This is a genomic window from Ramlibacter sp. P4_H7 (genome assembly GCF_056400765.1).
The window spans coordinates 379,115-399,468 of the sequence record NZ_JBFUKP010000002.1 but is presented as its reverse complement, the minus strand read 5'-3'; the positions used below and the strand labels follow the sequence as shown (position 1 = coordinate 399,468).

Below are 20,354 nucleotides of genomic sequence, written 5' to 3'. Positions count from 1 at the left end.
GCGCCAACGATCTGCGGGCTATTGGACCAAGGTCCAGTACGAGGCGCGGCTGGGCGGCACCGCGGTCAATGCCAGGCAAAAGGAGATCGACATGAACCAGATCAATCGGCGTGCGGCCTTGGCTGCTTCATTGGTGGCGTGTGGTTGGGCGTGGGTCCAGCCGGCCTGGGCCGACGACTACGACGACACCATTGCCTTGTTCAAGAAGGCCGAAGAGACCAGCAAGATCTTCTCCACCGCGTACGGCTACGCGGTCTTTCCGAGGGTCCTGAAAGGCGCCATCGGCGTCGGTGGCGCCCACGGCGACGGCCGCGTCTACGAGAAAGGGAAGTTGATCGGCGATTCGACCATGAACCAGCTCTCGATCGGCTTCCAGCTGGGTGGCGAGGGCTTTGCCCAGATGATCTTTTTCGAGAACAAGGCCGCGCTGGACAAGTTCACTTCCGGCAGCTTCGAGTTCGGCGCCGAAGCGTCCGCCGTGGCCCTGACGGCCGGCGCGGGCGCCAAGGCGGGCACCACCGGCGCTGGCGCCGGCGCCAGCCTCACCAAGGAAAAGGCTGCCGCTGCGGCCGCCTATGTCAACGGGATGGCGATCTTCACCATCGTGCGGGGCGGCCTGATGTACGAGGTGTCGGTGGCCGGCCAGAAGTATTCGTTCAAGAAGCGCTGACGCGATTCGCCTCATGCGCCGGCGCGAGACGCTGGGAGCCAGCGCTTTGCCGCCGATGGCGACCGGTGCAGGCTTTGCCACACCCAGTGTGGTTCCAAGGACTTGATGCAGCCACCGCAAGGTGGCTGTTTCTCCTGGCTCAAGCGGGAAACGCGTCGATCCCCGGCCCTGCCGCGCTGGCCTGCGCCGGCGTGCGCGCCACGTTCATCACCCACGACACCATCGCGAAGTAGCCGACCAGCGCGGCCAGTTCCACCACACCCTGCTCGCCCAGGGCCTGCCGGCACGCTTCGTAGGTGGGATCGCTGGCTCCATGTGAATGCAGCAGTTCGCGGGTGAAATCGAGCGCGGCTTCCTCGTCCGGGCGCAGGTCGCGTGGCCGGGCGCCGACCCGCAGCGCCTCGATCGCCGCTTCGGGAACCCCCGCGCGGATCGCCAGGGGCGCGTGCATGGTCCATTCGAACTGGTTGCTGACGTGGCGCGCGACCGCGCAGGTGACCAGCTCGCGGATGCGCGCGTCCAGCACGCTCTCGAAGCGCATGTACTCGCCCATCTTCGCCACGCGGTCGAGCAGCACGGGGCTGCGCAGCAGCGGCACGAACGGACCGTAGACACCTTTGCGCGGGCCCTCGATCAAGGCTTGGGCGGCGGCGCGCTGCTCGGTGGTCATGGCGTCGGCCGCGGGCAGGGGCAGGCGTTCGCCACCGGGTCGGGCATGGCCTTGCGGCAGGGGAGAAGCATCAGGCACGGGCGGTCTCCTGGGAGGTTGCGAGGACGGAACTGCGGCGCCACAGCCAGGCGCCGCTGGCGACCAGGCCGAGCGCGCCGGCTTGCAGCGCGAGCGCCAGGCCGCGCGGAGCGAGCCCGGCCGAATGCAACAGCAGGGCCGAGGCGACCGGGCCCGCGATCTGCCCGAGCGCGAAAGCGGCGGTGATGCGCCCGACCAGGCGCGTCGCCTGGCCCGGGGCACGGGCGCGCATCTCCTGCACGCCCACCAGCGTGATGACCATGAAGGTGCCGCCCACCAACAGCGCCGACAGCGCGACGGTGGCACCGTTCAACCACAGGCTGGGCAGCAGCACCCCGATACCCATCAGCAGCTGGCTGGTGGCCCACACCTGGAGCCGCGTGGCCCGGCGCAGCCACCAGCCGGCCAGCACGGTCGACGCTGCGGCGGTGGCACCGAACACGGGCCAGGCCAGGCCGAACAGCCGCGGGTCGTCGACCACGCTGCGCGCCAGTGCCGGCAGGAAGGTTGCGGGCAGGATGTAGCCGAAGCCCATGAGGCCGTAGCAGACGACCAGGCCCGTGGTGCCTGCGGCCAGCGCGCCGTCCTCCTTCCGCGCAGCAACCGGCGGTGCCGCCGGGGCGAGCCGCCGGACCACGAACGCGACCGGCAGCATCAGCAGCGCGCACAGCACCGCCAGCAGCACCCAGAGCGCCTCCGCACTCAGTCCCGCCGTGGCGCCCGCCAGGCAGCTGGCGCCGGTCAGCGCGATGCCGGCGCCGACGCCCGCGTACACCCAGCCGCCCCACTGCGGCCGCCCGGCGCGCGCCAGGGCGCCGAGGCACCAGACGCTGGTCGCGACGAACACCCATGCGCTGGCCACCCCGGCGGCGAAACGCAGCACCAGCCAGCCGGCCGGCGAGGGCCAGGCCATCGCGCCGGTGAGCAGCGCCGTCGCGGCAAGCGCCAGCAGGCCGAGCGCCCGGGCGCCCAGCGGCAGCCGGGCAGCCGTCAGCGCGCCCACGAAATAGCCCGCGTAATTGGCCGCCGCCACCCAGCCGCCGAACGCCAGGTCCAGCTGGCCGGCGCGCGCCATCAGGGGCAGCAGCGGGGTGAACGCGAAGCGGCCGATGCCCATCGCAGCCGCCAGCGACAGCAAGCCGGCCATGGCGATGGCGAGTGCACCGGGCGGGCGGAGGTTTGGCATGGAGGGGGATTACACCGACAATGGCCCGCTCGCACAAATGAATTAATCTGGAGGATCGTTCTCGCCATGAGAAGCATCGACCTCGACACCCTGGAGATCTTCCGCACCGTGGTGCAGGAAGGCGGCGTGATCCGCGCCGCCCACAAGCTCAACCGGGTGCAGTCCAACATCACCACGCGCATCAAGCAACTCGAGCAGCGCATCGGCCGCGTTCTGTTCCGCAAGCAGGGGCGCGGCCTGGTGCTGTCGCCGGAAGGCGAGCTGCTGCTGTCCTATGCGCAGCGGCTGTTCCGCCTGGCCGACGAAGCCGAGAACGAGCTCAGGAGCGGGCGGGCGATGGGCGTGTTCCGCATCGGCGCGCTGGAGAGCACGGCCGGCAGCCGGCTCGCCCCCATCCTCTCGCGCTTCCACCGGCAGCATCCCGGCGTCGTGGTCGAACTCGTGACCGGGACGACGGGTGCGCTGCTGCAGCGGGTGGCGAGCTTCGAGATCGAGGCGGCATTCGTGTCGGAGCCGTTCACGCCGGGCACGCTGGATTCGCGCAAGGTGTTCGAGGAGGAACTGGTGCTGGTCACCGGCAAGGACGTCCGGGCGGTGCGGCGCGCACCCGATCTCGCCGGCATGACGCTGATCGCCTTTGCCAACGGCTGCTCCTACCGCAAGCGGGTGGAAGACTGGCTGGGCGCGTCCTCGATCATGCCGGCGCGCACCCTGGAGTTCGCGTCCTACCAGGCGATGATCGCCTGCGTCGCCGCCGGCACCGGCTTCGCGATCGTCCCGCGCTCGCTGCTGGAGACGCTGCGCGCCGCGCAGGACGTGCGGCAGCACGAGCTGCCGGCGAAGGTGCGGAGGAACCGCACGCACCTGGTGTGGAACGGTACGCCGTCGACCAGCCTGTCGCGGCTGCAGGAACTGCTGGCATAAGGCTGGGGGACCGTAGGTTGGCGTGAGCCCGGAAGCGACCGTAGGCTGGGGTGAGCCCGTAGGCGAACCCCAGCGATGTGCGACGCGCTGGGGTTCGGCTGCGCACTCACCGCCAGCCTACAGGAGCGCTCGCACGCGCTCCGGCGACACGTCGTTCAGGCAGCGGAAATGCCCCAGCGGGCACTCGCGCTGGAAGCACGGCGCGCAGTCCAGCGGCGGCTGGTAGTCCGGGTCCTGCTTGAGCCACACCACGCGGGCGTTGCCGCTCAAGGGCGGCGTGTGCAGCGGACTGGACGACCCGAACAGCGCCACCTGCGGCACGCCGAAAGCGGCGGCCACGTGCATCAGGCCGGAATCGTTGCTGACCACGTGTCCCGCGCCCGCGATCAGCGCGAAGGCCTCCATCAGCGAGGTGCTTCCCGCAAGGTTGCGGCACAGCGCGGGGGCCTGCGCCCGGATCGCCTCGCACAGCTCCGCTTCCTTGCTCGAGCCGAGCAGCAGCACCGGACGATCGAGCAGCGCGGCCAGCCCGCCGAAGTGCGGCCAGCGCTTGGCCGGGCCGAACTCCGCGCCGGGCGCCATCACCACGTAGCCGCCGCGCGCCAGCCCGTGCTGGCGCAGCACGGCGTCGACCTGGTCCGGCGGCAGGGCCAGCTGCGGGCGGTCGTCCGCGACGCCCGCCTCGCCACTGAGCGCGGAGTAGAACGCCACCATCGGCGGCTTGTCCGCGGGATTCTTCAGCCGGTGCGTGAGCAGGCCGACCCGGGCCTCGCCCAGGTAGCCGACGCGGCGCGGGATGCTGGCCAGAAAGGGCAGCAGCGCGCTCTTGAGGGAATTGGGCAGGACGTACGCCGTGTCGAAGCGGCCCTGCAGCTCGCGCCCCAGCATGCGCCGCGCCTTGAACTGCAGGCCGCCATGTCGGAACGGAAATTCGATGACCGCATCCACCTGCGGCATCGCGCGGTAGACCGGCGCGACCCAGGGCAGCGCCCCGACCGTGAGGCTTTCGCCGCGCGCACGCAGGCGGCGCAGCAGCGGCTCGGTCATCACGGCGTCACCGATCCATTGCGGAGCGATGACGAGCGACTGGCTCACGGTGGCCATCCTTGGGATTCCTTCAGGGCCACCGCGGAACCGGCTTCGCCGGGCCGCTGGTGGCGCCCCCTCGAAGGGGAGGCGGCCGCAGGCCGCTTCGGGGGTGGGTCAATGACTTCCGCCGAAATGCTCACCCTCTTTCAGCTTGTAGACCGTGCCGCAGTACGGGCACTTGGCCGCGCCGGTCTGGGCCACGTCCAGGTACACCTTCGGGTGGCTGTTCCACAGCTTCATGTCGGCCTTGGGGCTGGGACAGAAGACGCCGCCGTTGGCGTTCAGGTCCTTGGCGAGCAGTTCGACGACCGCCTCTTTCCGGGTGGTGGTGCTCATGGGATCAGACGCGCGCGAGCCAGTGGGCGTACTTGGGATTGCGGCCGTTGACGATGTCGAAGAAGGCGTTCTGGATCTTCTCCGTCACGGGGCCGCGGCGGCCGATGCCGATCTGCACGCGATCGAGTTCGCGGATCGGCGTCACTTCGGCGGCGGTGCCCGTGAAGAAGCATTCGTCGGCGATGTAGATCTCGTCGCGCGTGATGCGCTTCTGCACGACCTCCAGCCCCAAGTCCTTGCAGATGTGCATGGTGGTGTTGCGCGTGATGCCGTTGAGCGCGCCCGCGGACAGGTCGGGCGTGTACACGACGCCGTCCTTCACCACGAACACGTTCTCGCCCGCGCCTTCGGACACGAAGCCGGAGGCGTCCAGCAGCAGCGCCTCGTCGTAGCCGTCGTCCAGCGCCTCCATGTTGGCCAGGATGGAGTTGCTGTAGTTGCTGACCGCCTTGGCCTGCGTCATCGTGATGTTGACGTGGTGGCGGGTGTAGCTGGAGGTCTTGACGCGGATGCCGCGCTGCATGCCTTCCTCGCCCAGGTAGGCGCCCCAGGCCCAGGCGGCCACCATCAGGTGGATCTGGTTGCCGCGCGGGCTGACGCCCAGCTTCTGCGAGCCGATCCAGGTGAGCGGACGGATGTAGCAGGACTCCAGCTTGTTGGCCTTCACCACCTGCTTCTGCGCCTCGTTGACCTGCTCCTTGGAGAAGGGCAGCTCCATGCGCAGGATCTTGGCGCTGTTGAACAGGCGGTCGGTGTGGTCCTGCAGCCGGAAGATCGCGGTGCCGTTGACCGTGTTGTAGGCACGGACGCCCTCGAACGCGCCGCAGCCGTAGTGCAGCGTGTGGGTGAGCACGTGGATCTTGGCGTCGCGCCAGTCCACCAGCTCCCCGTCCATCCAGATCTTGCCGTCGCGGTCGGCCATCGAGGGTACTACGGGGCTCATGTGAGTGTCCTTGTGGTGGGGTTCGCGGAACCCGCCATTTTACGGCGGGGGAGCGGCCGGCTCTTCCGGCGGCTGCTCCGGACGGAACAGCGTCCATTTCACCAGCTTGCCCCGGACGAACTCGCAGGTGACATGGGAGGCGGAGCCGTCGGTCCAGCGGAAGATCTCCGGCTGTTCCTCCTTGGGGCTCAGCTGCTCGCCCAGGGCCCGGGTCATGGCCATGACGTGCAGCAGGTTCACGCCCGGGCGCAGCTTGGCGTTGAGCATCACCGCGCTGTCGCAGTAGCCAACCGGCCGGTTGGAGGCGCGCTGCATCACCTTCATCATGCGGGTGAAGTGCAGCAGCATCCACATGACGATGCCGGTGGCGGCCAGGGCGACGCCCGGCCAGCCGTAGCCCCGGTAGGCCACGGCCACCACCACGACGCCCAGGATGGGCAGGAGGATCTTCTGGAAATTCATGGGCCCCGATTGTCAGGCCAGCCCGCGCACCACTTCCAGGGCCTCCTCGATGCGTTCCACCGGGTGGATGGCGAGGCCCTCGAACTCGCGGCCGGTGCTGCGGCCCGGCTTCGGCGCATTGGCCTTGGGCACGATGGCCACCGAGAAGCCCAGCTTGGCGGCCTCGCGCAGCCGTTCCTGGCCGCGCGGCGCCGGCCGCACCTCGCCGGCCAGGCCCACTTCGCCAAAGGCGATGAAGCCCTTGGGCAGCGGCCGCCCGCGCAGGGACGAAGCGATGGCCAGCATCACGGCGAGGTCCGCGGCCGGCTCGCTGATGCGCACGCCGCCCACGGCGTTGACGAACACGTCCTGGTCCATGCAGGCCACGCCGGCATGGCGGTGCAGCACCGCCAGCAGCATGGCCAGGCGATCGCGGTCCAGGCCGACCGAGAGCCGGCGCGGACTCGGCCCGCCGCTGTCCACCAGCGCCTGGATCTCCACCAGCAGGGGCCGGGTGCCTTCCAGCGTCACCAGCACGCAGCTGCCGGGGACCGGCTCGCTGTGCTGCGACAGGAAGATGGCGCTGGGATTGGCCACGCCCTTGAGGCCCTTCTCGGTCATGGCGAACACGCCGATCTCGTTGACCGCGCCGAATCGGTTCTTGATCGCCCGCACCAGCCGGAAGCTGGAATGGGTGTCGCCCTCGAAATAGAGCACCGTGTCGACCATGTGCTCCAGCACGCGCGGCCCGGCCAGCGCGCCTTCCTTGGTGACGTGGCCCACCAGCACGATGGTGGTGCCGCCCGCCTTGGCCGCGCGCGTGAGGTGCGCGGCGCACTCTCGCACCTGCGCCACCGAACCCGGCGCGGAGGTGAGCTGGTCCGAGTACACGGTCTGGATCGAATCGATCACGGCGACCGCGGGCTGCTGCGCGGCGATCGTCGCCTGGATCTTCTCCAGCTGGATTTCGGCGAGCACGCTCACCTGAGACTGGTCCAGGCCCAGCCGGCGCGAACGCAGGGCGACCTGCGCGCCGCTTTCCTCGCCGGTGACGTAGAGCGTGGGAACGCCCTGCCGCTGCAGCCCGTCCAGCGCCTGCAGCAGCAGCGTGGACTTGCCGATTCCGGGGTCGCCGCCGATCAGGATCACCCCGCCTTCGACAATGCCGCCGCCCAGGACCCGGTCCAGTTCGTCGATGCCCGTGGGCGTGCGCGGGACCTCCGCGGCCTCGATGTCGGCCAGCACCGCCACCTCGGACGGCGGCGCCAGCGAGGCGAAGCGGTTGCGCGCCACGCCGGCGGGCTCCGCCACGCCCTCGATCAGGGTGTTCCACGCACCGCAATGGGGGCACTTGCCCTGCCACTTGGGCGTCATGCCCCCGCACTCGGTGCAGGTGTAGACCGTCTTGTCCTTCGCCATCGCCCAAGTGTAGGGGCCGCGTATATGATGGAAGCGTGAATGCTTCGCAGCGCTTTTCCGAATTCGAAGCCGCCGAACGTGCGATCGGCTGCGACGAGGTGATCGCGCGCTCCTGGGAGCCGGACACCGAGGCGCCCACCCACAGCCACCCCTTCCGCGCCCGCGCGCTGGTCGTGCAGGGCGAAATGTGGCTGACCGTGGACGGCGTCACCCAGCACCTGCAGGTGGGCGACCGCTTCGACCTGCCCGCCGGCAAGCCGCACGCCGAGCGCTACGGGCCGCAGGGCGCCACTTACTGGGTCGCCCGCACGAACGCCTGAACGCCGGCATGGGCAGGACCTTGCAGGCGCAGGTGCTGATCGTCGGCGCGGGTCCCGTGGGCCTGACGCTCGCCATCGACCTGGCCCAGCGCGGCATCGCGGTGCTGGTGGCAGAGACCCGCCACCGCGGCGAGCCGCCCAGCGTCAAGTGCAACCACGTCTCGGCCCGCTCCATGGAGATCTTCCGCCGCCTGGGCGTGGCGCGCGCCCTGCGCGACGCCGGCCTGCCGGCGGACTACCCGAACGACGTCGCCTATCGCACCACGTTCACCGGCGAGGAACTCTCGCGCATCCCGATCCCGTGCCGGCGCGACCGCTACACGGCCACCGGCGGGCCGGACACGTGGTGGCCGACACCCGAGCCGCCGCACCGCATCAACCAGATCTACCTGGAGCCGGTGCTGTTCGCCCATGCGGCGGCCACGCGCGGGGTGACGATCCTGAACCGCACGCGGGTCGACACGCTGGTCCAGGACGACGACGGCGTGGTCGCCAGCGGCGTGGACCTGGACAGCGGCGAAGCGCTGACCCTGCGCTGCGACTACCTGGTCGGTTGCGACGGCGGCAAGTCCGGCGTGCGCAAGCAGATCGGCGCCACGCTGTCCGGCACCGACGTGGTCGGCCGCGTGCAGTCCACGTTCTTCCGCGCACCCGACCTGCTGCAGCGCGCGAGCCACCCGCCGGCGTGGGCGACCTTCTCGCTCAACCCCCGCCGCTGCGGCAACGTGTACGCGATCGACGGCCGCGAGACCTTCCTGTTGCACAACTACCTGAAGGCCGACGAGCTCGAGTTCGATTCGGTGGATCGCGACTGGGCGCTGCGCACCATCCTCGGCGTCGGCGCCGATTTCCGTTACGAGGTGCTAGGGAAGGAGGACTGGGTCGGACGCCGGCTGGTGGCGGACCGCTTCCGCGATCGCCGCGTCTTCCTGTGCGGCGACGCGGCGCACCTGTGGATCCCGATGGCGGGCTACGGCATGAACGCCGGCATCGCCGACGCGATGAACCTGTCGTGGCTGCTGGCCGCGCGCCTGAACGGATGGGCCGCCGAAGCCGCGCTGGCCGCCTACGCAGCGGAACGCCAGCCCATCACCGAGCAGGTGTCGAAGTTCGCGATGAGCCATGCGCTCGCCCTGCAGAGGGAGCGCGAAGGCGTTCCCGCGGGCATCGAGGCGCCGGGCGCAGGAGGCGCGGCGGCGCGCGCGGCGGCCGGTCGCGCGCTCTACGACCTGAACGTCAAGCAGTACTGCTGCGGCGGGCTGAACTTCGGCTCCTTCTACGACCGCTCGCCCCTGATCGCCTACGACGGCGAGGCGCAGCCCGGCTACACGATGGACCAGTTCACGCCGTCGACGGTGCCGGGCTGCCGCACCCCGCATGTCTGGCTGGACGACGGCCGCTCGCTGTACGACGCGCTCGGGCCCGGCTACACGCTGCTGCGTTTCGACGCGGCCGTGTCCACCGCGGCACTGGAAGACGCCGCCGCGCGCCGGAGCCTTCCGCTGCGCGTGCTCGACGTGCAGTCCGGCCAAGCTCAGGGCCTGTACCGCCACGCGCTCGTCCTCTCGCGTCCCGACCAGCACGTCGCATGGCGCGGCGATGCCCTGCCCGGCGACCCGCTCGCGCTGGTGGACCGCGTGCGCGGCGCGCTCCCGGCCAGCCAATCCCTCGAAGGCTGAGCTGCCTCGCGGCCCATCGGAGGCCCCGCTTGACCGCGCGCGAAAAACATTTAACATGTTAAATAACGCGCTTTCCCCGGATCACCGATGAGCACTGCCTTCGCCCACCGCAACCTCCCGCGCCTGCTGCTGCAGGCGCGGGAGTCGCTGATGGTGCGGACGCGGCCGAGCTTGCGCGAGCACGGCCTGTCGGACCAGCAATGGCGCGTGCTGCGCGTGCTGGGCGAGCATGGCATGGTGGAGACCGGCCGGGTGGCGCGCGAGGCCTACATCCTCGGCCCCAGCCTGACCGGCGTGCTGGCACGCATGGAGCGCGACGGCCTGGTGCGGCGTGAGCGCGACCCGGAGGACCAGCGACGGACGGTGATCGAGGCCACCGCCAAGGGACTCAAGATGGTCGAGCGACTGTCGCGCTCCGTCGAAGGGCACTACCAGTGGCTGGAGAAGTCGCTGGGCAAGCAGAAACTGGCGCAGCTGTACCAGCTGCTGGACGAACTGATCGCATTGGAACAGCCATGAGCCTGGTCAAGAGAGGCACGGTGTACGGCACGCTGATGAATTTCCGCGGCGAGCTGGAAGCACTGGGCGACAAGATGAACGAGCCCCCGTACAAGGCACCTCCCAAGGCGCCCGTGCTGTACGTGAAGCCGGCGAACACCTGGACCGAGAACGGCGGCGCCATCGCCTTGCCGGCGCACGTCCCCGAGGTGGAGGTCGGGGCCACCGTCGCCATGGTGATGCGGTCCGCGCGCGAGATCGAAGGCTTCGTGCTGATGAACGACGTGTCCATCCCGCACGAGAGCCTGTTCCGGCCGCCGGTGAAGTTCAAGTGCCTCGATGGCTTCCTGGGCATCGGCGACCGCATCCGGGCCCGCAACGAGGCTGGCGACCCCGCCGTCTTCAAGCTGGAGGTGCGCGTGAACGGCGAGCTGAAGCAGACCGTGCGCTTCTCGCAGCTGGTGCGCTCCGCCGACAGGTTGCTGGCCGACGTCAGCGAGTTCATGACGCTGGCCGAAGGCGACATGCTGATGCTGGGCTGCGACGTGGGCCGGCCGCGAGTGAGGGTCGGCGACACCGTCCTGATCAGCATGCCGGCGCTGGGCACCCTCACCAACCTGTTCGTCGCGGAGGCCGCATGAAGCGCGCACGCGTGATCGTCGACGGCATGCTGCACAACGCCACCGAGGCCGACGGCCAGGTGGTGCTGGAGGACGGCCGCCGCCTCTGGCAGGACCAGGTCACCTGGCTGCCGCCGCTGGTGCCCGTCTACAAGCCGCGCACCATCCTCGCGCTGGGGCTCAACTACGCCGACCACGCGAAGGAGCTCGCCTTCAAGGCACCGGAGGAACCGCTGGTGTTCCTGAAGGGCGAGCGCGCGCTCAACGGCCACCGGCAGACCACCCTGCGCCCGGCCGGCGTGCAGTTCATGCACTACGAATGCGAACTCACCGTGGTGATCGGCCGCACGGCGAAGAAGGTCAAGCGCGGTGACGCCTACGACCACGTCGCCGGCTACACGGTCGCCAACGACTACGCGATCCGCGACTACCTGGAGAACTGGTACCGGCCCAACCTGCGCGTGAAGAACCGCGACGGCGCGACGCCGCTGGGCCCGTGGCTGGTCGACGCCCGGGACATCCCGGACCCGATGGCGCTGGCGCTGAAGACCACCGTCAACGGCAAGGTCACGCAGCAGGGCAACACCAGGGACATGATCTTCGACGTGCCCTTCCTGGTCGAGTACTTCTCCAGCTTCATGACCCTGAACCCGGGCGACCTGATCCTGACCGGCACGCCCGACGGCGTGGTGGACTGCCAGCCCGGCGACGTGGTCGTCACCGAGATCGAGGGCATCGGCGCCCTCATGAACACCATCGCCACCGCCTGACATGCGCATCGACCACCTCATCGCCGGCAAGACCGTCGCCGGGCGCGATTACTTCACCAGCGTCAACCCGGCCACGCAGGATGTGCTGGCCGAAGTCGCCTCGGGCGGCGAAGCCGAAGTGCACGCGGCCGTCGCGGCGGCCAGGGACGCGTTTCCCAAGTGGTCCTCGCTGGCTGCACCGGAACGCGCGAAGCTCGTTCGCAAGCTGGGCGAGCTGATCGCGAAGAACGTTCCCGAGATCGCGCAGACGGAGACCAACGACACCGGCCAGGCGATCGCGCAGACCGGCAAGCAGCTGGTGCCGCGCGCGGCCGACAACTTTTCGTACTTCGCCGAGATGTGCGTGCGCGTGGACGGCCACACCTATCCCACGCCCACCCACCTGAACTACACGCTGTTCCACCCGGTCGGCGTGTGCGCGCTGATTTCGCCCTGGAACGTGCCCTTCATGACGGCGACCTGGAAGGTGGCGCCCTGCCTGGCCTTCGGCAACACCGCGGTGCTGAAGATGAGCGAGCTGTCGCCGATGACAGCCGCGCGCCTGGGCGAACTGGCGCTGGAAGCGGGCATTCCCGCCGGCGTGCTGAACATCGTGCACGGCTACGGCAAGGAAGCGGGCGAACCCCTGGTGCGGCACCCGGACGTGCGCGCGATCTCCTTCACCGGGTCGACGGCCACCGGCAACCGCATCGTCAAGGAAGCGGGCCTGAAGAAGTTCAGCATGGAGCTGGGCGGCAAGTCGCCCTTCGTTGTGTTCGACGACGCCGACTTCGAGCGCGCGCTCGACGCCGCCGTCTTCATGATCTTCTCCAACAACGGCGAACGCTGCACGGCCGGCAGCCGCATCCTGGTGCAGAAGTCCATCTACGCGAAGTTCGTGGAGCGATTCGCGGCGCGTGCGAAGAAGATCACCGTCGGCGATCCGCTGGAGGAGAAGACCATCATCGGTCCCATGATCTCGCAAGGCCACCTGGCCAAGGTACGAGGCTACATCGAGCTGGGACAGCAGGAAGGCGCGACGCTGCTGTGCGGCGGACTGGACGCGCCGCTGCTGCCGGATCGCGTGAAGAAGGGCAACTACGTGCTGCCCACGGTGTTCGCCGACGTCGACAACCGCATGAAGATCGCGCAGGACGAGATCTTCGGGCCGGTGGCCTGCCTGATCCCCTTCGAGGACGAGGCCGACGCGATCCGCATCGCCAACGACATCCCCTACGGACTCTCCAGCTACGTGTTCACCGAGAACATCGGCCGGGCGCACCGCGTGGCGGCGGCGATCGAGGCCGGCATGTGCTTCGTCAACAGCCAGAACGTGCGCGACCTGCGCCAGCCCTTTGGCGGCACCAAGGCCTCGGGCACCGGGCGGGAAGGCGGCACCTGGAGCTACGAGGTGTTCCTGGAGCCGAAGAACATCGCGGTCTCGCTGGGAACCCATCACATCCCCCACTGGGGAGTCTGACCATGGGCAAGCTCGCTCTCGCCGCCAAGATCACCCACGTCCCCTCGATGTACCTGAGCGAGCTGCCCGGCGCGCGCCAGGGCTCGCGGCAGGACGCGATCGACGGCCATGTCGAAATCGGCCGGCGCTGCCGCGAACTGGGTGTCGACACCATCGTGGTGTTCGACACGCACTGGCTGGTCAACGCCAACTACCACGTGAACTGCGGCGCCCACTTCCAGGGCCTGTACACCAGCAACGAGCTGCCGCACTTCATCAGCAACATGGCCTACGAGTTCCCCGGCAATCCGAAGCTGGGCAAGCTGCTGGCCGAGGTCAGCAACGACTTCGGCGTGGAGACGCTGGCGCACGACCGCACCACGCTCGCGCCCGAGTACGGAACGCTGGTGCCCATGCGCTACATGAACACGGACCAGCATTTCAAGGTGATCTCCGTGTCGGCCCTGTGCCAGGCGCATTACCTCAATGACAGCGCGCGCCTGGGCTGGGCGATGCGCCGTGCCGTGGAGGACCACTACGACGGCACCGTCGCCTTCTTCGCGAGCGGCTCGCTGTCGCACCGCTTCGCGCAGAACGGGCTCGCGCCCGAGTTCGCGTTCAAGGTCTGGAGCCCCTTCCTGGAAACGCTGGACCACGAGGTGGTGCGCATGTGGCAGGCGGGGGAATGGAAGGCCTTCTGCGGCATGCTGCCCGAGTACGCGGCCAAGGGCCACGGCGAAGGCTTCATGCACGACACGGCCATGCTGCTGGGTGCGCTGGGCTGGTCCGACTACACGGGCAAGGCCGAAGTGGTCACGCCCTACTTCGGCGCTTCCGGCACGGGGCAGATCAACGCCATCTTCCCGGTGACGCCCGTGGGCGGCGACGCGATCCCGCGCGCGCAGGCCTCGTCGGCCGAAGGCTACAGCAACATCAACCAGCGCCTCTGACATGCCGCACTGCGTGATCCTCTACACACCCAATGTCGAGGCCAGGACCGACATGCCGCGCCTGTGCCGCACGCTGGCCGACGAGATGCTCACCATCCTCGACGAGGCGGGCAAGCAGGTGTTCCCCACCGGCGGCACCCGCGTGCTGGCCTATCCGGCCGCGCACTACGCGGTGGCCGACGGCCAAGGCGACTACGCCTTCGTCTACATCAACGTGCGCATGGGCGCCGGCCGCAGCGACGCGGTCAAGCAGGCGGCCGGCGACCGGCTGATGGACAAGGTCAAGGCGCACTTCGCGCCCATCTTCTCCAGCGAACTGATCGGCATCACGCTGCAGATCGACGAGAGCGCCGGCCAGGTGTACGACGGCAAGCACAGCACGCTGCATCCGCTGTTCAACAAGTAGTTCCATGTTCGACCAGGCCACCATCAAGAAGCTCGCCGCCGAACTGCACGAGAGCGAGAAGACACGCGTGCAGGTGGAGCATTTCTCCAAGCGCCATCCCGGCATGACGATCGAGGACGGCTATGCCGTGTCGCGCGCCTGGGTGGCGATGAAGATCGCCGAGGGCCGCCAGGTGCGCGGGCACAAGATCGGCCTCACCTCGCGCGCCATGCAACTGTCCAGCCAGATCGACGAGCCCGACTACGGCACGCTGCTGGACGACATGTTCTTCGAGCCCGGGGACATCCCCGCCGGGCGCTTCATCGCGCCGCGGGTGGAGGTGGAACTGGCCTTCATCCTGAAACGCAGGCTGCAGGGCGCGCAGGTGAGCGTCGAGGACGTGCTCGATGCAACGGAGTACGTGCAGCCCGCCATCGAGATCATCGACGCCCGCATCGAGCAGTTCGACCGCCACACCAAGGCCATGCGCAAGGTGTTCGACACCATCAGCGACAACGCCGCGAACGCCGGCATCATCCTGGGCGGGCGCAAGGTGTCCCCGCGCGAAGTGGACCTGCCCTGGGTGGGCGCCATCCTGCGCCAGAATGGGGTCGTCGAGGAAACGGGCCTGGCCGCGGGCGTGCAGGGTCATCCCGCCGTCGGCATCGCCTGGCTGGCCCACAAGCTCGCGCCCTGGGGCGAGGGCCTGGAGGCCGGCGAGGTCGTGCTGGCCGGCTCCTTCACCCGGCCCGCCATCGCGAAGAAGGGCGATGTCTTCGATGCCGACTACGGCCCGCTCGGCCGCTTCCAGTTCACGTTCACGTAGAGGGGACACACCATGCAGACACCGGTCAACGCGTTCAAGAAGGCGATCGCCGAGAAGCGCACCCAGTACGGGCTGTGGGTCAGCCTGTTGGGCCCCCTCAACACCGAGATCTGCGCGGCCGCCGGCTTCGACTGGCTGCTGCTGGACGCGGAGCACTCGCCCAACGACCCGTTGAACCTGCTGCAGCAGGCGCAGGTGATCGCCGCCTATCCCGGCGTGAACGCGATCGCCCGCGTGGCCATGGGCCACGGCTACGCCGGCCAGGCGCTGATCAAGCAGTACCTGGACCTGGGCATCCAGACCCTGCTGGTGCCCATGGTCGACACGCCGGAGCAGGCGCGCGAACTGGTGCGCTGCATGCGCTATCCCCCGGACGGCATTCGGGGCATGGCGGCCACGCGCGCCTCCGGCTGGGGCCGCAATCCGGGCTACGCCAAGGATGCCAACCGCGAGGTCTGCCTGCTGGTGCAGGCGGAGACGCGCGCGGCCATCCAGAACCTGGACGCCATCGCCGCGGTCGAGGGCGTGGACGGCGTCTTCATCGGCCCGGCCGACCTGTCGGCGGCCTTCGGGCACGTGGGCGACCCCTGGCATCCCGAGATGCAGGACATCATCGCCGACGCCTTCCAGCGCATCCAGAAGGCCGGCAAGGCGGTGGGCATCCTGACGCTGGACGAGACGCTGGCGCGCAAGCACGTCGAGATGGGCGCGACCTTCATCGCGCTCGGCACCGACAGCAACCTGATGGTCAAGGCCACCAGCGGACTGGCCGCCAAATTCAAGGGCGCCACCGTGCAGCCGCCGCCGGCCGCCAAGCCGCAGAACTATTGAGGACGCCGCGATGAACGCCGTGCTGCAAGCCCGCGCAACCGACATGCACCCGGACGAGTGGGAGGCGCGCGTGCAGCTCGCCGCCGCCTACCGCATCTTCGACATGCTCGGCTGGACGGAGATGATCTACAACCACATCACCGTGCGGCTGCCGGACAGCGTGGCGCACGGCGAGAAGCAGTTCCTGATCAATCCGTTCGGCCTGCACTATTCCGAGGTCACGGCGAGCAACCTGCTGAAGATCGACGTGCAGGGCAACAAGCTGGATGCGGCGAATCCCTGGCCGGTCAATCCCGCGGGCTTCACGATCCACGCGGCCATCCACGAGAACGTGCCGGATGCGCACTGCGTGATGCACACGCACACCACCAACGGCCTGGCGGTGGCCTGCACCGAAGGCGGGCTGGCGCAGAACAACTTCTATTCGGCGCAGCTGCACGACCTGGTGGCGTACCACGACTTCGAGGGCATCACCATCCATGCCGACGAGGCGCCGCGCCTGCTGGCCAGCATGGGCAAGCGGCCGCTGATGATCCTGCGCAACCACGGCCTGCTGGCCGCGGGCTCGACCCTGCCCCTCACCTTCGTGCGCCTGTGGACGCTGCAGCGCGCCTGCGATGTGCAGGTCACGCAGGCGGGCCTGGGCCGCGCGATCCCGATCCCGGAAACCGTGGCGAAGAAGACGACGTACGACTCCTTCCAGTTCGACCAGCGCTTCGGCGCCGGGCAGGACGTGTTCGACGCGATGACGCGGCTGATGGAACAGCGCTGCGGCACCGCCTACAAGACATGAGCTTCCACGCTGGCGGCCAGGTCCACGGCGAGCTCCCACTGGCCGGCCTGCGTGAAGCGGCGCGGCGGAGTCCGGCATGAAGGCCTGCATCTACGGCGCCGGCGCCATCGGCGGCTGGCTGGGCGTCAAGCTGGCCCGCGCGGGCTGCGACGTGAGCGTGGTCGCGCGCGGCGCGACGCTCGCCAGCCTGCGGGCGAACGGATTGCGCCTGCAGGAAGGCGGCGAGACGCTGGCGGCGAAGGTGCAGGCCAGCGCCTCCCCGGCCGAACTGGGCGTGCAGGACCTGGTGGTGGTGGCCGTGAAGGCGCCGGCGATGGCCGAGGTGGCGAAGGCCATCGCGCCCTTGCTGGGGCCGGACACGATCGTGCTGACCGCCATGAACGGCGTGCCCTGGTGGTTCTTCCACGGCTTCGGCGGCCCCTATGCCGGCACGCGGCTGAAGTCCGTCGATCCCGACGGCGCCATCGCGGAGGCGGTGCCGGCGCAGCACATCGTCGGCTGCGTGGTCCACGCGAGTTGCGCGCTCAGGGAGCCCGGCTTCGTGCAGCACCACTTCGGCAACAAGCTGATCATCGGCGAGCCCTCCGGCGTGCAGTCGCCGCGCGTGCGGGACCTGGCCGCGCTGCTGGAGAAGGCCGCCTTCGAGACCGTCCTGTCCGAGCAGATCCAGAAGGACGCCTGGTACAAGCTGTGGGGCAACATGACGGTCAACCCGGTGAGCGCCATGACCGGCGCGACCACCGACCTGATCCTCAACGACGAGCTGGTGCGCGGCTTCATCTCCGCCGTGATGCTGGAGGCGCGCGAGATCGGGGCGCGCGTCGGCATCCCGATCGCCCAGCAGCCGGAGGACCGGCACCAGGTCACGCGCAAACTCGGCGCCTTCAAGACCTCGATGCTGCAGGACGTGGAGGCCGGCAAGGCGGTCGAGATCGACGCGCTGGTCACCGTGGTGAAGGAAATGGGCGCGATGACTGGCGTGCCCACGCCGTTCACCGACGCCCTGCTGGGCCTGTCCCGCCTGCACGCGCGCGTGCACGGCCTGTACTGACGCGATGGCGGCCATCCCGGCGCCGGCGCGAGCCATCAGCGGCGCGGCGTTTGCCACGCTGCTGCTGATCGCCCTGATGATGGGCGCCAACCACGTGGCCGCGCGCATCGCCTTCAACAACGGCGTGGACGTCGCCACCGCGGTCGTGTTCCGCAGCACCGTGACCGCCCTGGTGATCATCGCCCTGCTCGCGTCGCAGGGCGTGCGGCCGCGTTTCACGCCACGGCACCGGCGCATGCTGCCGGTGATCGGCCTGCTGATCGGCATCCAGAGCCTGTGCCTCTATTCGGCCGTCGCGCGGCTGCCGGTGGCGCTGGCGCTGCTGGCCTTCAACACCTATCCGATCTGGACGGCGCTATGGTCCTTCGTGGTCTACCGCAAGCATCCTGAGCAGGCGATGCTGGTGGCCATGCCGGTGATCCTGGTCGGGCTGGCGCTGGCGCTGGACGTGTTCGGCGCCGCCTCGGGCCTGGGCGCCTCGGGCCAGTGGGCGCGCATCGGCGCCGGCGTCGGCTTCGCGCTGGCGGCCGCCGGCACCTTCGGCCTCGCGCTGGTGCTGACGCAGCACGAAGCGGGCGACGTCGACGGCCGCGTGCGCACCGCCACGACGATGAGCATCGCCGGGCTGGTGGCGCTGACCATGGTCGTGTCGCAAGGCGGCTTCCACCTGCCCACGGCGCCCGCGGGCTGGGGCGGGCTGGCGGCGCTCACCTTCCTGTACGGCACGGCCTTCACCATCATGTTCACGGTGTTGCCCCGCCTGGGCGTGGTGGGCAATTCGGCCATCATGAACGTGGAGCCGGTGTTCGCGCTGGTGCTGGCCTGGCTGGTGCTCGGCCAGGCCATCGCCCCGGTGCAGGTCGGGGGCGCGCTGCTGGTGGTGGGGGCGGTGATGGTGCTCGGCCTGCGCAAACGTTGATGCCGCGCAAGCTTCCGGGCGTTGCGATGGCGCACCTGCGCTTGCGGCTGCACCGCGGGGGCCTCCAGAATGGCTGCTCCAACGAGGAGTTCGCATGGCCAGCCACCCGTCACCGGAGATCCGACAGCGCCTGGAAGCCCTGGCCCGGGAGACCGGCCGCAGCACCGGGCAGCTGGCGCGCGAAGCCGTCTTCCAGCACATCGATGCGATCGAGGACTATTACCTGCAGGGCGGCCGGCAGCACGGCGACGAGATCACGCCCTACGGTGCCGAGCCCGGCGTCGACCTGGGCCTCTGAGCCGGACGCTCAGTCCGCCAGCACCACCGGCACCCGCTGCGCCAGCGCGCACATCAGCTCGTAGCTGAGCGTTCCGCCGCTGGCCGCCACTTCGTCGATCGGCAGCACGGCGCCGTTGCCGGCGCGGCCCCACATCGTCACCTCGCTGCCGAAGCCGGCTTGCGGCACGGGCGTGAGGTCGACCGCGATCATGTCCATGCTGACCCGCCCGACCAGCCGGGTGCGCACGCCGTCCACCAGCACCGGCGTGCCCGTGGTGCAGTGGCGCGGGTAGCCGTCCGCATAGCCGCAGGCCACCACGCCGATGCGCAGCGGCGCCTCGGCGGTGAAGCTGGAGCCGTAGCCGACCGAATCGCCCCGCTGCAGCTGCTGCACCGCGAGCACGCGCGTGGCCAGGGTCATGGTCGGCTGCAGCTCCCAGTGCGCCACGTCGTGCTGCGGGAAATCGGGCGCGCTGCCGTACACGGCGATGCCGGGCCGGACCCAGTCGGCGCGCACCCGCGGGTCACCGGCGTGGCGCAGGGTGGCGGCGCTGTTGCTCAGCGAGCGCTCGCCCGGCAGGTCGCGGGTCGCCTGCTCGAAGACTTCCAGCTGGTGGGCGATGCCGCGCGGACCGTCCGCATCGCTGAAGTGGGTCATCAGGGAGATTTCTTCCACCTGCGGCAGCGCATCGAGCCGGGTCCAGGCGGCCCGCAGGCGCTGGGGACCGAAGCCCAGCCGGTTCATGCCGGAGTTCATCTTGAGGAAGACGCGGTGCGGCACCTGGGTCTTGTGGGCGGCCAGCCAGTCGATCTGCTCGTCGCAGTGCACGGCGTGCCAGAGGTTCAGGCGCGAGCACAGTTCCAGGTCGCGCGGCTCGAAGGCGCCTTCCAGCAGCAGGACCGGCCCGCGCCAGCCCAGGGCTCGGATCCGCTCGGCCTCCTGCAGGTCCAGCAGGGCGAAACCGTCGGCGCCGCGCAGCGCGTCGTACACCCGCTCGATCCCGTGGCCGTAGGCATTGGCCTTGACCACCGCCCAGACCTTCGCGTCCGGCGCCGCCTGCCGCATGCGCGCCAGGTTGTGGCGCAGGGACTCGGCATGGATGGTGGCAAGAATGGGACGGGGCATGAACGGCAGCTTTCTGCCGCCATTCTGTCATTACCTGCCGTGATATAACCCGTGTCGCTTGGAGACAGCAGAAAGTTCAAAGGCCCGCACCCTGGGTCCAGGGCCACTCACGC

General features: G+C 69.5%; 24 protein-coding genes. 16 read left to right on the top strand and 8 right to left on the bottom strand.

The window, feature by feature from the left end; translation table 11 throughout:
* Positions 1-91 precede the first annotated feature (91 nt).
* On the top strand, positions 92-670 hold the full coding sequence (locus AC1DSA_RS05130; RefSeq protein WP_477886707.1) for a lipid-binding SYLF domain-containing protein: 579 nt from the start codon (positions 92-94) through the stop codon (positions 668-670).
* Positions 671-809: 139 nt separating this feature from the next.
* Here the strand turns inward: AC1DSA_RS05130 and AC1DSA_RS05125 are convergent, their stop codons facing one another.
* Complete coding sequence (locus AC1DSA_RS05125; protein WP_477886705.1) at positions 810-1,418, bottom strand: carboxymuconolactone decarboxylase family protein; 609 nt, start codon at positions 1,416-1,418, stop codon at positions 810-812.
* Positions 1,411-2,604, bottom strand: coding sequence for a YbfB/YjiJ family MFS transporter (locus AC1DSA_RS05120; protein WP_477886703.1), 1,194 nt, complete (start codon positions 2,602-2,604; stop codon positions 1,411-1,413). The genes AC1DSA_RS05125 and AC1DSA_RS05120 overlap by 8 nt, the downstream gene beginning before the upstream one ends.
* 66 nt (positions 2,605-2,670) lie before the next feature.
* Here AC1DSA_RS05120 and AC1DSA_RS05115 point away from each other — a divergent pair, with 66 nt between their 5' ends.
* Complete coding sequence (locus AC1DSA_RS05115; RefSeq protein WP_477886701.1) at positions 2,671-3,528, top strand: LysR family transcriptional regulator; 858 nt, start codon at positions 2,671-2,673, stop codon at positions 3,526-3,528.
* 117 nt (positions 3,529-3,645) lie between these two features.
* Here AC1DSA_RS05115 and waaF read toward each other — a convergent pair whose 3' ends face one another.
* From waaF to radA, 5 genes are all read right to left on the bottom strand, one after another.
* Complete coding sequence (waaF, locus tag AC1DSA_RS05110; RefSeq protein WP_477886761.1) at positions 3,646-4,623, bottom strand: lipopolysaccharide heptosyltransferase II; 978 nt, start codon at positions 4,621-4,623, stop codon at positions 3,646-3,648.
* A gap of 108 nt (positions 4,624-4,731) precedes the next feature.
* A complete protein-coding gene (locus AC1DSA_RS05105) occupies positions 4,732-4,953 on the bottom strand; it encodes a zinc-finger domain-containing protein (RefSeq protein ID WP_477886699.1) in 222 nt (73 codons plus the stop codon).
* A gap of 4 nt (positions 4,954-4,957) precedes the next feature.
* Complete coding sequence (locus AC1DSA_RS05100; protein ID WP_477886697.1) at positions 4,958-5,896, bottom strand: branched-chain amino acid transaminase; 939 nt, start codon at positions 5,894-5,896, stop codon at positions 4,958-4,960.
* A 39-nt stretch (positions 5,897-5,935) separates the two neighbouring features.
* On the bottom strand, positions 5,936-6,358 hold the full coding sequence (locus tag AC1DSA_RS05095; RefSeq protein WP_477886696.1) for a glycerate kinase: 423 nt from the start codon (positions 6,356-6,358) through the stop codon (positions 5,936-5,938).
* Between the two features lie 12 nt (positions 6,359-6,370).
* Positions 6,371-7,756 carry a DNA repair protein RadA gene (gene radA, locus AC1DSA_RS05090; protein ID WP_477886694.1) on the bottom strand — a complete coding sequence of 462 codons (1,386 nt, stop codon included), beginning with the start codon at positions 7,754-7,756 and terminating at the stop codon, positions 6,371-6,373.
* Positions 7,757-7,791: 35 nt separating this feature from the next.
* Between radA and AC1DSA_RS05085 the strand changes: the two genes are divergently transcribed.
* From AC1DSA_RS05085 to AC1DSA_RS05020, 14 genes are all read left to right on the top strand, one after another.
* Positions 7,792-8,076 carry a cupin domain-containing protein gene (locus AC1DSA_RS05085; RefSeq protein WP_477886692.1) on the top strand — a complete coding sequence of 95 codons (285 nt, stop codon included), beginning with the start codon at positions 7,792-7,794 and terminating at the stop codon, positions 8,074-8,076.
* 8 nt (positions 8,077-8,084) lie between these two features.
* Positions 8,085-9,755, top strand: a complete 1,671-nt coding sequence (locus tag AC1DSA_RS05080) for an FAD-dependent oxidoreductase (RefSeq protein WP_477886690.1) — start codon at positions 8,085-8,087, stop codon at positions 9,753-9,755.
* Between the two features lie 87 nt (positions 9,756-9,842).
* On the top strand, positions 9,843-10,274 hold the full coding sequence (gene hpaR, locus AC1DSA_RS05075) for a homoprotocatechuate degradation operon regulator HpaR (protein WP_477886688.1): 432 nt from the start codon (positions 9,843-9,845) through the stop codon (positions 10,272-10,274).
* On the top strand, positions 10,271-10,894 hold the full coding sequence (locus AC1DSA_RS05070; RefSeq protein WP_477886686.1) for a fumarylacetoacetate hydrolase family protein: 624 nt from the start codon (positions 10,271-10,273) through the stop codon (positions 10,892-10,894). The genes hpaR and AC1DSA_RS05070 overlap by 4 nt, the downstream gene beginning before the upstream one ends.
* Positions 10,891-11,643 (top strand): fumarylacetoacetate hydrolase family protein, encoded by a 753-nt coding sequence (locus AC1DSA_RS05065; protein ID WP_477886684.1) that lies wholly within the window; start codon positions 10,891-10,893, stop codon positions 11,641-11,643. Before AC1DSA_RS05070 ends, AC1DSA_RS05065 begins: the two co-directional genes overlap by 4 nt.
* 1 nt (position 11,644) lies before the next feature.
* On the top strand, positions 11,645-13,102 hold the full coding sequence (gene hpaE / locus AC1DSA_RS05060) for a 5-carboxymethyl-2-hydroxymuconate semialdehyde dehydrogenase (RefSeq protein ID WP_477886682.1): 1,458 nt from the start codon (positions 11,645-11,647) through the stop codon (positions 13,100-13,102).
* 2 nt (positions 13,103-13,104) lie between these two features.
* Positions 13,105-14,031: a 3,4-dihydroxyphenylacetate 2,3-dioxygenase gene (gene hpaD, locus AC1DSA_RS05055; RefSeq protein WP_477886680.1), complete on the top strand. Its 927-nt coding sequence runs from the start codon at positions 13,105-13,107 to the stop codon at positions 14,029-14,031.
* Position 14,032: 1 nt separating this feature from the next.
* Positions 14,033-14,437 (top strand): 5-carboxymethyl-2-hydroxymuconate isomerase, encoded by a 405-nt coding sequence (locus tag AC1DSA_RS05050; RefSeq protein WP_477886678.1) that lies wholly within the window; start codon positions 14,033-14,035, stop codon positions 14,435-14,437.
* Positions 14,438-14,441: 4 nt separating this feature from the next.
* Positions 14,442-15,242, top strand: coding sequence for a 2-oxo-hept-4-ene-1,7-dioate hydratase (gene hpaH, locus AC1DSA_RS05045; RefSeq protein ID WP_477886676.1), 801 nt, complete (start codon positions 14,442-14,444; stop codon positions 15,240-15,242).
* 12 nt (positions 15,243-15,254) lie between these two features.
* Positions 15,255-16,073, top strand: a complete 819-nt coding sequence (locus AC1DSA_RS05040) for an HpcH/HpaI aldolase family protein (protein ID WP_477886674.1) — start codon at positions 15,255-15,257, stop codon at positions 16,071-16,073.
* A gap of 10 nt (positions 16,074-16,083) precedes the next feature.
* The gene (locus tag AC1DSA_RS05035; protein WP_477886672.1) at positions 16,084-16,866 is read left to right on the top strand and encodes a class II aldolase/adducin family protein; all 783 of its coding nucleotides are present in this window, start codon (positions 16,084-16,086) and stop codon (positions 16,864-16,866) included.
* Between the two features lie 76 nt (positions 16,867-16,942).
* Positions 16,943-17,917 carry a 2-dehydropantoate 2-reductase gene (locus AC1DSA_RS05030; RefSeq protein ID WP_477886670.1) on the top strand — a complete coding sequence of 325 codons (975 nt, stop codon included), beginning with the start codon at positions 16,943-16,945 and terminating at the stop codon, positions 17,915-17,917.
* A gap of 4 nt (positions 17,918-17,921) precedes the next feature.
* The gene (locus AC1DSA_RS05025) at positions 17,922-18,836 is read left to right on the top strand and encodes an EamA family transporter (protein ID WP_477886668.1); all 915 of its coding nucleotides are present in this window, start codon (positions 17,922-17,924) and stop codon (positions 18,834-18,836) included.
* 94 nt (positions 18,837-18,930) lie between these two features.
* A complete protein-coding gene (locus tag AC1DSA_RS05020) occupies positions 18,931-19,134 on the top strand; it encodes a type II toxin-antitoxin system RelB family antitoxin (RefSeq protein WP_477886666.1) in 204 nt (67 codons plus the stop codon).
* Between the two features lie 9 nt (positions 19,135-19,143).
* Here the strand turns inward: AC1DSA_RS05020 and alr are convergent, their stop codons facing one another.
* Positions 19,144-20,241: an alanine racemase gene (gene alr / locus AC1DSA_RS05015; protein ID WP_477886664.1), complete on the bottom strand. Its 1,098-nt coding sequence runs from the start codon at positions 20,239-20,241 to the stop codon at positions 19,144-19,146.
* Positions 20,242-20,354 lie beyond the last annotated feature (113 nt).